General features: G+C 73.2%; 7 protein-coding genes. 6 read left to right on the top strand and 1 reads right to left on the bottom strand.

Going from position 1 to position 11,566, the window contains the following annotated elements; translation table 11 throughout:
- Nucleotides 1-27: 27 nt before the first annotated feature.
- Nucleotides 28-4,014, bottom strand: coding sequence for a type VII secretion protein EccCa (gene eccCa, locus ACZ3KJ_RS12220; RefSeq protein ID WP_467526442.1), 3,987 nt, complete (start codon nt 4,012-4,014; stop codon nt 28-30).
- 553 nt (nt 4,015-4,567) lie between these two features.
- Here eccCa and eccD point away from each other — a divergent pair.
- From eccD to ACZ3KJ_RS12190, 6 genes are all read left to right on the top strand, one after another.
- Nucleotides 4,568-5,962 carry a type VII secretion integral membrane protein EccD gene (gene eccD / locus ACZ3KJ_RS12215; RefSeq protein WP_467526441.1) on the top strand — a complete coding sequence of 465 codons (1,395 nt, stop codon included), beginning with the start codon at nt 4,568-4,570 and terminating at the stop codon, nt 5,960-5,962.
- A 164-nt stretch (nt 5,963-6,126) separates the two neighbouring features.
- The gene (gene eccB, locus ACZ3KJ_RS12210; protein WP_467526440.1) at nt 6,127-7,698 is read left to right on the top strand and encodes a type VII secretion protein EccB; all 1,572 of its coding nucleotides are present in this window, start codon (nt 6,127-6,129) and stop codon (nt 7,696-7,698) included.
- Between the two features lie 94 nt (nt 7,699-7,792).
- A complete protein-coding gene (locus tag ACZ3KJ_RS12205; RefSeq protein ID WP_467526439.1) occupies nt 7,793-8,137 on the top strand; it encodes a hypothetical protein in 345 nt (114 codons plus the stop codon).
- A gap of 102 nt (nt 8,138-8,239) precedes the next feature.
- A complete protein-coding gene (locus ACZ3KJ_RS12200) occupies nt 8,240-8,545 on the top strand; it encodes a WXG100 family type VII secretion target (protein WP_389520480.1) in 306 nt (101 codons plus the stop codon).
- Nucleotides 8,546-8,642: 97 nt separating this feature from the next.
- On the top strand, nt 8,643-9,074 hold the full coding sequence (locus tag ACZ3KJ_RS12195; protein ID WP_467526438.1) for a type VII secretion system-associated protein: 432 nt from the start codon (nt 8,643-8,645) through the stop codon (nt 9,072-9,074).
- 27 nt (nt 9,075-9,101) lie between these two features.
- Nucleotides 9,102-11,531: an AAWKG family protein gene (locus ACZ3KJ_RS12190; protein WP_467526437.1), complete on the top strand. Its 2,430-nt coding sequence runs from the start codon at nt 9,102-9,104 to the stop codon at nt 11,529-11,531.
- Nucleotides 11,532-11,566: the final 35 nt, after the last annotated feature.

The following is an 11,566-nucleotide window of genomic DNA, read 5'->3' as shown; positions in this document are numbered from 1 at the left end:
GGCCCGGGGCCGGACCCCCACGGCGTCTCAGTCCTCCCCCAGCAGCCCCGTCTGCACCTGGAACGTTTTGCGGCGGGTGATGCGCAGTGCCCGGCCCGGGACGAGGACGCGTGGCTTCACACTGCCGAACAGGTAGCCCTCGGAGGGCGGGCACGACATCAGGAGGGCGGGGGTGTTCATCTCCAGCATCCGGCGCAGGACCTGGTCGCCCAGCCCCCGGCCGGCGCCCGCGGCGGAACGGGTCACGACCAGGTGGAAGCCGATCTCGTAGCCGAGGGCCAGGAAGTCCAGCAGCGGCTCGAAGGGGCTGCGGCCGAGCGGCGCGTTGATCAGGTCGTAGTCGTCGACCAGGACGAACAGGGTGGGACCCCGCCACCAGTCGCGCTGCCGCATCCGGGACGGGGCGATGTCCGGCCCTGGCATGCGGCTGCGCAGCGCGCGGCCCGCGCCGTCGGCCAGTTCGCGCAGCTGGTCGACGGAGACCGCGTGGCCGAGCCGGTACTCCTCCGGCACCGCCTCGACCAGTTCCCGGCGGTAGTCGACGACCAGGATCCGCACCTCGGCGGGGGTGTAGCGCTCGGTGATGCCCTTGGCCACCAGACGGAGGAGGTTGGTCTTGCCGGTCTCCGCATCGCCGACGACGACGAGGTGGGGATGCTCGGCGAAGTCGTGCCAGGCGGGGGCCAGCTTGTCCTCCTCCACACCGAGCGCGATCCGCAGGTCGCCCTCGGCGGGCGGCAGTTCACCGGCGGGCAGCCGGACCGGCAGCATCCGCACCGGCGGAGCCGGAGGCCGCTGCCAGTGCTCGCCGACCGCCCGGACGACCTCGGCGACGCCCTCGGCCAGGTCCTTGTGGTCCTGCACGCCGTCCAGGCGCGGCAGCGCGGCGAGGAAGTGCAGCTTCGACTCGGGGGTCAGGCCGCGGCCGGGGACGCGGGGGACCGAGCGGGCCCGCCGGATGTCGATCACCGACTCCATCGGGTCGCCCATCTTCAGCTCCAGACGGGTGCCCACCTGATCCCTGACCTGCGCGGCGAGTTCCACCCAACGGGTGGTGGTGACGACGAGGTGCACGCCGTAGTTCAGTCCGCGCAGGGCGAACTGGGACAGGGTGGCCACGTGGTCGAGGAAGTCCTGCCGCAGGGTGCCCCAGCCGTCCACGACCAGGAAGACGTCGCCGTACGGCTCGTCGGGGAACTCGCCGGCCGCGCGCCGCTTGCGGTAGGTCGCCATGGAGTCGATGCCGTGCTCCAGGAAGAGGCGCTCCCGTTCGGCCAGGAGCGAGGCGACCGCGGCGACGGTACGGCCGATCCGCTCGCCGTCGACGTGTGCCGCCACTCCGCCGACGTGCGGCAGTCCGGCGAGCCCGGTCAGGCTGCCGCCGCCGAAGTCGAGGCAGTAGAACTGCACTTCGCGGGGGGTGTGGGTGAGCGCCAGGGCGGTGATGAGGGTACGCACCAGAGTCGACTTGCCGCTCTGCGGGCCGCCCGCGACGGCGACGTGGCCGCCCGCCCCGGAGAGGTCCACGACGAGGGGGTCGCGGCGCTGCTCGAAGGGCCGGTCCACGACACCGATCGGAACGCGCAGGCCGCCCCGTGCCACCGCTTCGGCGCCGGCCCCGCCGGCCGCGACCGTCAGACCGCGCTCGGCGTCCGGCGCGGTGGGGGGCAGCAGCTGGTCCAGGGTCGGCGGCAGGTCGAGCGGCGGCAGCCACACCTGGCGGGCCGCCGGACCCGACGCGCGCAGCCGGTCCACGGCGGTGGCGAGCAGACTCCGCGCGCTCGCCTCCTCCGCGGCGGCGGCCTCCTCCTCCGCCCTGACCACCGACTCGGGCAGCTGCCGCGGCGCGACCCACCCGACGCTCCACGGGGTGACCTGACCGGCCACCTGCGCACGGGCCAGGGCGCCGCGCCGCCGCCGGTAGGAGCCGGAGACGTACGCGGCCCGGAACCGGGTCAGTGCCTCCACACCGCTCTTGAGGTATCCACTGCCCGGCTGGGAGGGAAGCTGGTAGGCGTCGGGCACGCCGAGCACCCCGCGGCTCTCCATGGCCGAGAACGTGCGCAGGCCGATGCGGTAGGAGAGGTGGCTCTCCAGCTGGTGCATCCTGCCCTCGTCCAGGCGCTGGGAGGCCAGCAGGAGATGCACGCCCAGGGACCGCCCGAGCCGGCCGATCATGACGAACAGCTCCATGAACTCGCCGTGCGAGGCGAGCAGTTCGCTGAACTCGTCCACGACGACGAACAGGCTCGGCAGCGGCTCCAGCGGCGTGCCCGCGGCCCGCGCCTTCTCGTACTCCAGGGCGGAGGTGAAGTTGCCCGCCGCCCGCAGCAGCTCCTGACGGCGGATCAGCTCGCCGTGCAGGGCGTCCTGCATACGGGAGACGAGGGCGACCTCGTCCGCGAGGTTGGTGATCACGGCCGAGGTGTGCGGCAGGTCCTCCAGGCCCAGGAAGGTCGCGCCGCCCTTGAAGTCGACGAGCACGAAGTTCAGGGTCTGCGACGAGTGGGTCAGCGCCAGGCCGAGGACGAGCGTGCGCAGCAGCTCGCTCTTGCCGGAGCCGGTGGCGCCGATGAGCATGCCGTGCGGGCCCATGCCGCCCTGCGCCGACTCCTTGATGTCGAGCTCGACGGGCGCGCCGTCCGCGCCGACCGCGATCGGCACCCGCAGCCGGTCGGCGGCGTCGGTGCGTCCCGCCCAGTAGCCCGCCGGATCGTGCCGGTGCAGGTCGGGGATGCCGAGCAGCGAGGTCAGCTGGATGTCGGAGGCGAGCGGTTCCGTGCTGTCGGTGGCCAGGCTCGGCCGGTACCGGGCGAGGAGCGCGGCCAGCGACCGGGCCGCCGCCGGGCCCATCCGGTCGGGACGGCCCAGCGCGGTGGTCTGCTCCTGACGGCTGCGGTCGGTCCGCACCAGGCGCAGTTCGTCGCCGGCGAAGTCCAGCCGCAGCGTCGTACGGCCCGGCCGCCAGGTCAGCGCGCCCCCCAGGTCCACGACGACGCAGTTGCGGAAGCCCTGTCCGTCCAGCCGGTGCCCCGCCGGGACCCGGCCGCCGTCCACGACGACGACGGTGAAGGGTTCCTCGCGCCCCGGAACCGCGTCCGGGTCGAAGGGGGGCCGCTCCTGGAACTCGGCACCGAGCAGGTTCTCCAGTTCGGTGAGGGACGGAGCGACGAGGCGGGCGGGGCCGGCGCCGTCCCGGTCGTACCGGTGCTGGCAGTGCGGCAGCCACTTCAGCCACTCCCAGTCGGCCTGCCGCTCGTCGGACACGCACAGTGCCACCCACAGGTCCTCCGGGGAGTGGAAGGCGGCGAGCTGGGCCACCAGGGCGCGGCCGGCCGCCCGGATGCGGTCCTCGTCACCCCGGGTGAGCACCTTCGACCAGGCCCGCAGATAGATCGCGACGGGCTGGTCGGGAACGGTCGAGTAGGCGCGGATGAACCGGCGCAGGGCGTGCGCGCTCAACGGTTCGAGGTCCTCGACGGGCTTCGTGGAGACCGGACTGAGACGCACCCCGAGCCGCTGATCGCCCACGGCGATCCGCACCTCGGCGAAGTCGTCGTCGGCCGGGCGGCGCTCCCACAGCCTGGTGGTGCGCACCATCGACCACAGCACGGCGGGGGCGGGATGGCGCCAGACCAGGGCCTCCCGCTGTTCGAGCACCGCGCGCCGCACTTTCCTGCGCACCTGCGCCAAGTACCGCAGGTAGTCCCGCCGTTCGCCCTTGGTGCGGCGCTTGCGCTCCCCCCGGCCGCGCATGATCTGGCCGACCAGCATGGCCACCATGGACAGCATCATCATGCCCATGGCGATGTAGCTGAGGACGGAGTTCTCGCCCGGCCGCAGGAACATCACCAGCATCGACGCGGACATCATGCCCATCGGCAGGAAGGTCCAGACGGCGGAGGCGTCCGCCTGCACTTCCGGCAGGGTCGGCGGCTCCTGGAGCGCCAGTTCACCCTGGGGCATGTCGGGACCGCGACGGCGGGCCGGCCTGCGGAAGAGTTCAACGGACAACGGGACGGCGCTCCTTCGGTGGGGGTCCGGCGGGTTCGGGTCCCTCCACGCGCCCCCGGCCGGCGGACGGCGAGCGCCGCACGGGGCAGGCCACCACAGATCCTGCTCGGCCGCCGGCCCCGCCGGCCGGCCGCACGTCCCGGACCTGACGGCGCGGGCGTCACGGTGTGGCTGCCCCGACCGCGGCCGGGAGCATCTCCACGAACCTCACCCGGGATCCTAGGCACGCGTCAGTGCGTAAAAAATGCGCGCGCCCGCCGGCCGGCGGGACGGGCGGAGGCCCGCGCGGGGGCGTGCGCGGCGCGGGGGAGACCGGCCCTGGAGCCTTTGTGCCGCGGGCCGGCCGGCGCGGCCCTTCGGTCAGTTTTCCTTCACACACGCCTGCCTACCATCGCCCCCGGCGCTCTCGTGCGAGCGGCCGGACCCCGGTTCCGCGACCCCGAGCGCCTCGGGTGAGGTGCGCGCGGCAGGTCCGGGCCGGACCGCCCGTACCCGTCCCCGCACAACCCGTGCCCGCCCACACGACGGGCCGTCGAAGAAGAAAGGCAGGAGCGTGAGCGACAACGCCCTGGCCAGCCTCTGCCGGGTGACCATACGGACGTCCGAACGGTCCGTCGACCTCGCCGTGCCCTCGGACGTCCCGATCGCCGATCTGCTGCCCGTCGTCATCGGATACGCCGGCGACGGCCTGGAGGAGTCCGGACTCGAACACGGCGGCTGGATCCTCCAGCGGCTCGGCGGCCCCCCGCTGGACCTGGAGGCCACCGCCCAGTCCCTCGAACTCCGCGACGGCGACACCCTCTACCTGCGGCCAGGTGTCGAGACCCTCCCCGAGGCGCACTTCGACGACCTGGTGGACGGCATGGCCGGCACCCTGCGCGAGCGCCCCCACCAGTGGTCCGAGGACGCCACCCGCCAGCTGCTGCGCACCCTGCTGGTGGGCTCCGTGACCGTCGCGCTGGCGATACTCGTGCTGCCCGGCGCCCCGGTCGCCGTACGCGCCGGCACGGCCGCGGCGATGGGCCTGCTGCTGCTCGCCGGCGCCGCCGCCGCCAGCCGCGCCATGGCCGACAACGGCACCGCCACCGCCCTCGCCCTGATGGCCGGACCCTGCCTCGGCGCCACCGGCTGGCTGCTGCCCGTACTGGGCGCGGGCGACGGCCCCGCCGCGACCGGCAGCCGCCTGCTGTCCGCCGCCGCCGCGTCCGCGGCCGGCGCCGGACTGGCCCTGATCCTGATCTCCGGCCCGGCCCGCTTCTTCCTCGCCTCGGCCGTGGTGGCGGTCGCCGTCTGGCTGGCCGGTCTGCTCATGGTCCTCACCGACCTCCCGGCCGCGCACGCCGCCGCGCTCGTCGCCGTCGTCGCCACCCTGCTCGGCGCGAGCGTCCCGGCCGTGGCGTTCTGGCTGGCGGGCCTGCGCATGCCCCCGCTGCCCACCAACGCCGGGGAACTCCAGCAGGGCATCGACCCCGAACCCGGCGAACGCCTCGTCGCCCGCACGATCCGCGCCGAGGGCTGGACGACCGCGCTGTACGCGGCGGTGGGCGTGATCAACGCCGGGGCCCTGACCTGCCTGGGCACGGAACCCACCACCCCGGCCCGCGTCACCGCCTTCGCCCTCGCCCTGCTGCTCGCCCTGCACAGCCGGGGCATCGGCAACGCCGTGCAGCGCGTGTCGGTGCTGCTGCCCGGACTGTGGGGCGCGGCGGTCCTCGTGGTGTCCCTCGCCCTGGGCTCCGGCACCGGGAACCGGCTGCTGCTCGTCGTGCTCCTGTGCGCCCTGGCCGCCACGCTGGCCGTCCTGTGCTGGGCGCTGCCGGGCCGCCGCCTCGTCCCGCACTGGGGGCGGGCCGCCGAACTGCTGCACTCCGCGTCCGCGATCGCCCTGCTGCCGCTGGTGCTGTGGGTGCTCGGCGTCTACGGCCGGATGCGCGGCGTCTTCGGCTGACCGGCGGGGGCGGACAGACGCCGGGACGGAGAGCCCGCGGGCCGCCCCGCGGGGCGTGACACGGAGCCGGCCGGCCGCCCCGCGGGGCGTGTCACGGAGCCGGCGGGCCGCCCCGCGGGGCGTGACGACGACAGAGCCAGAGAAGACGAGGAAAGGAGGAGCCGGTGCAGTCCAAGCGCGACCAGGTCGAGGCGCACGTCTTCATGATGAGCCGCCTCACCTCCGGCATGCTGCTCACCGACCCGGACGCGGCGGAGAGCCCGATGGGCCGCACCGGCCGCGGTGCCGCCTGGGGGCTCCTCCTGGGCGCCCTGGCCGCGGCGGGATGTGTCCTGTTCGGGGTGCTGTCGCCCGGCGGCGACGACTCCTGGCGGAGCGCCGACGCCCTCATCGTCAGCAAGGACACCGGCACGCGGTACATCTACCAGGACGGCGTCCTGCACCCCCTCCGCAACTACGCCTCCGCACGGCTGATCGGCGGCTCCGACCTCACCACCCGCCTGGTCTCCGGCGCCTCCCTCGCCGGCGTCCCGCGCGGGGCCGCCGTGGGCATCTCCGGCGCCCCGGACGACCTGCCCGGCACCTCGGACGTCAACGCGGGCCCCTGGCTGGTCTGTTCGGGGATCTACCGGACGGGGAAGGGCGAGCGGTCGGCCACCACGACCCTCGTCATCGGCTCCGCACCGCCCGAGGGCGACGGACTCACCACGGAACAGGCCCTCCTGGTCACCGCCCCCGGCGGGGACCGGTTCCTCGTCTGGCACGGGCGCCGGCTGCCGCTGGACACCGAGCACGGCGCCCAGCGCGCCCTCGGCTACGGCGACGCGGTCGCCCGCCCGGTCTCGGCGGAGTTCCTCAACAGCCTGCCCCTCGGCCCCGACCTGGCACCCCTCGACGTCCCCGGACGGGGCACGGCGGGCCCGTCGCTCGACGGACACGCCACCCGCGTCGGCCAGGTGTTCACCGGGCAGGTCCCGGACGGCCCGGTGCGCTACTACCTGCTGACCGGGCAGGGCCTGCGTCCCCTGGACGCCACCCAGGCGGCCCTGGTGCTGGGCGACCCCCGCACCCGCGAGGACAGTTACGGCGGCGAGCCGCCCACCGCGGTGGCGCTGGCCACCGACACGCTCGACGCCCACCTCGCCCGCCCCGCCACCGGGGACACCGCCTCCGCGCAGTGGCCCTCGGGCCCGCCCCGGCTGGTGGCGGCCGCCGACCGGCAGAACCTCTGCGTGGGCGTGGAGTCCACGGACGGCGGACCCGGGACGAGCGTCGCCGTGGTCTCCACCCTGGACACCGCGCCCGCCGCGGCGCCCGAAGGGGTGCAGGCCGCCTGCGCCCCCGTGGACGCCATCGCCGTACGGCCGGGCGCCGGAGCCGTGGTCCGCGTCCTCGGGGCGGGCGGCGGGGAGCTGGGGGACACCACGTACCTGGTGACCGACACGGGAGTGAAGTACCGCATGCCCTCCGGGCAGGCCGTCGAGGACCTCGGCTACGGCGGGACGGAACCGGCGGTCCTGCCCTCGACGTTCCTGGAGATGCTCCCGACCGGCCCCGACCTGGACCCCGCCGCGGCCTCCGGCGCCACCGCCGCACACACCACGTCGGCGGGGGACTGCTCCGGCGGCCCGGCCGGCGACGGGGCTCCCGGAACACCGGGAGGACCGGCCGACGGAACCCCCGCCGGTTCCGGCGCCGCCGCCGTCCCCGGCCTCGCCGCGGACGAGGAGGACTGACCCAGCCCGGCCCGGCCCGGACCGTCTCGCCGAGGCGGTCCGGCGCCCTCCGCACCGACCGCATCCGACCGCACCCAGTGGAACGAGGTAACCCGTGAGCACACCGATCCAGCAGTCGTCGGCGTCGTCGACACTCCTCGGCATCAACGCCCTCACCACCGCCCACGCGGGCATCCAGCGCTGCAAGACCGACGTGGACACTACCGCCGGCGGCCTGGCCACCAGCTACAGCGCCGCCTCCGAGGACGGCCGGGAGTTCCAGAAGCTGCTCCAGCAGTGGGACGCCCAGGCGCAGATCATCCTGAACAAGCTCCAGGGACTGATCAACCACCTGAACACGACGATGCAGCAGCACAACACCACCCAGGCGGCCAACACCGACATGGTGCGCAGCTCACAGAGCACCTCGGACGCCGCCTACAGCCAGCTGACCGGCTGACCCGTCGGCCGGCCGACCGGGACACCACCCTTACGACCCACCCTTACGACCCACCCTCACGAGCCACCCTCACGAGCCACCCTCACGACCCAAGGAGTTGCCATGAGTGCCGACGGTGTCATCCACGTCGAGTACAACCACGTCGACCAGGGCGTGGAGGACCTGATCCAGCAGACCAGGGCCATCGAGACCACGCTGGACACCCTGGAGGCCGAGCTGACCGAGCTGAAGAGCACCTGGCAGGGCACCGACGCCGACGCCTACACCAACGCGCAGCGCGACTGGAACAACGCGGTCACCGCCATGGAGCAGCTGCTGATGTCCCACGCCACCCTGCTCGGCGAGGTCTCCAACAACTACCGGCAGACCGAGAACAGCCTCACCCAGATGTGGAGCGAGCTGTCCTGACCCCGGCCCGTGACGCGGGCCGGCCGCCCCGGCCCCGTCCCGGCCACCACCGCACCGAGAGACCCGGCAGCCCATAGCCCCGGAAGGGAGAACGGACATGGCAGACCTCACGCATCTCGACGCGACCCAGGTGACCTCGTTCGTCGAGCACGAACTGACCACCTTCGGCTCGGACCTCACGAAGATCCGCAACGACACGGGCGACGAGCCGCCCGTCGAGTCGCTGTTCACCCTTCACTCGGTGCTCAGCGCGGCCCCGAACAAGCAGCTCACGATCGGCCCCATGGGGACCGTCGGCACGGTCCACGGCGACTCCCTGCGCACCGACACGGTCGCCCTGGCGAAAGCCGTCGACCTGGTCTTCGTCAAGCAGAAGAAGCTCTTCAACGACATGGACCGGGACCTCAGGGACACCGTGACGACCCTGCTCGCCGCCTCCGGCTCCTCGTTGCAGGCGGTGGCCACCGACCGGTTCATCTCGTCCATGGCCGACGTCGGTCAGGACCTCGGCGGCACCAGCCTCTCCTGACCCCCACCCACCAGGAGTTCACGCACCATGGCAGACGACGGCAAGTGGGAGCAGGCGGTCTACCTGATGACCGGATGGAAGGTTCCGGGCAGGGAGACCGTCACCGACGACCTCAAGGGCAAGGGCAACCGCGGCGACGGCGGCGCCGACGACGCCGTCGACATCCCCTGGTTCTCCGTGACCATCAGCAACGTGGGGAAGACCGACGCGTCCGCCGCCGCCCAGCGCCTCGCCGCGCTCGGCGGCAACTACGTGCTGTTCTTCGCGGGTACGGGGGACTCGGGCGCCGTCACCAACGCCAAGGCGCTGAACCTGTACGTCGCGAAGATCACGTACGCGTGGCAGACCGGCAGCGGAGTGAGCGGGACAAACTTCCACAAGTTCTCCAACGGCGTCGCCTCCCTCCTGGACCAGCTCGGCGCCTCCCCCTGGAAGACCACCGGCTACTCCTTCGACGGGCTCGCCGTCGCCGAGGCCGACTCGGTGGACCTGGGCACCTTCTCCTACCGGGCCAAGTCCTTCGACCGGGCCAAGCTGTTCTTCGAGGAGCACGAGACCCGGCTCGACGGCTGGGTCCAGGCCATGGGACGCGACAACGCGGCCTGGCAGGGCAACGCGGCCGGGGTCTTCGTCAACCTCCTGGACACCCTGCGCAAGCAGTACAAGCACTACCACGAGCAGTTGGCGCCCCATGGCTTCAGCACGCAGAACGCCAGCGTGGTCGACGGCTACGTCAGCAAGACCTTCCAGGGCGACGGCCTGATCCAGGCCGAACAGGCCCTCAGCGCCGCCGTGAAGACCCTCAAGGACGCCTGGGTCAAGTGGCACGGCGACCAGAACGGCCCCACCACCGGCACCGCGCCCGACGGTTCCGCGAACGCCCCGGGCGGCCACTGGAACGCCGAGGACGTGATGCGCGAACTCCTCACCGAGATCAAGCAGTGGCTGGACACCAACAACGCCGGCAAGGTGGTCACCCACTCCAACTACTACGGCACCTCCTACGGCGGCACCGAGTACTGGTACGACCTCACCGACGGCTTCAAGGAGAACGTCCCCGCCTACGGCACCCTGACCGACCCCGCCAGCTGGGTCAAGATCGGCCAGGAGGCGGTCAAGCGCTGGAACAACAACATCACCGCCCACCTCGACCCGGCCGCCGAGACCGCCACGACGACCCTCAGCGGCGTCTGGTCGAAGCTGATGAACACCGACTGGGACCCGGCCTACGGCTTCGAGGAGGCACCGTCCGCCACCCTCACCACGACCGGCGGCACCGGCGACGACGGCGAAGGCGACTCGAACTTCGACGTCAGTGACATCGCCGACATCCTGAACGGCCAGAACTCCTCCGTCAACGACGCCCTCAACGACATCGCCTCCTCCACCGACGACGCGCTGAACGACATGGGCACGTCCACCGATGACGCGCTCAACAGCCTCTTCGGCGACAGCGGTTCGGGCAGCACCGACACCGGCGGCGCCGGCACCGGGGGCATCGACACCGGCGCCGTCACCTCCGACCTCAACAGCGACCTCAACACCCTCCTCGGCTCCGACGGCACGACGGACGGCGGCACGGGCACCGGCACCGACGCCGCCCTCGGCACCTCGCCCGCCTACACCTCGCTGCTCAACAGCGCCCTGAACGGCATCGGTTCGTCCGGCACCGGCACCACGAAGGTCAACGCCGACGGCAGCATCACCGTCACCAACCCCGACGGCAGCACGACCACCACCAGCCCGGACGGCACCCAGGTCACCGAGTACCCGGACGGCAGCACCCTCACCGTCGACCCGGACGGCACGAGCACCCTGGTCAACGCCGACGGCAGCACCTCCGTGCAGAACGCCGACGGCTCCGTCACCACCACCTACCCGGACGGCACCGAGGTCACCGCCGACCCCGCCGCGCCCACCCCCGTCGCCACCTCCTCCCTCACCACCGGGCTCAACGGCTCGCTCGACAACGCCCTCAACGGCCTCGGCTCCACCACCGGCTCCGCCACGCAGGCCCTGGACGGCGACTTCCTCTACGACGACGTCCCCTACACCTCCTCGCTCTCCGGCGCCCTCGGCGGCGTCTCCGCCGGCGACGGCCTCACCGGGTCGACCGGCCTCAACCCCGGAGCGCTCGCCGCGGCCTCCCGCATGGGCGGCCTCAACAGCGAGATGACCGCGGCCGCCGAACGCGTCCGGTCCGGCTACTCCGACACCGACACCGCCGTCAACGGCACCGCGCGCACCTCCGCAACCCGGTCGGCGACGACCACCGAACAGGCCGCCGCGCGGGCCACCACCAGCTCGGGCATGCCGTTCATGCCCCCGAGCGCCGGACAGGGCGGCCAGCAGACACAGAGCGAGGAACGCACCCGGACCACCTGGCTCTCCGAGGACGAGGAGGTCTGGGGAACCGACGAGGCCACCGCCCCCGCGGTCCTGGGCCGCGACGACTGACCCGCCCCCACGCTCACCACACTTCTCAGGAGACA

The organism is Streptomyces sp. NPDC003248 (genome assembly GCF_055563235.1).
Note: the sequence above shows the minus strand (reverse complement) of the source record. Positions and strands in the feature narration are given on the sequence as shown.

Coding starts and splice junctions, on each gene's coding strand:
- ACZ3KJ_RS12200 (WP_389520480.1), top strand. CDS start 8,240: ATGAGTGCCGACGGTGTCATCCACGTCGAGTACAACCACGTCGACCAG.
- ACZ3KJ_RS12195 (WP_467526438.1), top strand. CDS start 8,643: ATGGCAGACCTCACGCATCTCGACGCGACCCAGGTGACCTCGTTCGTC.
- ACZ3KJ_RS12190 (WP_467526437.1), top strand. CDS start 9,102: ATGGCAGACGACGGCAAGTGGGAGCAGGCGGTCTACCTGATGACCGGA.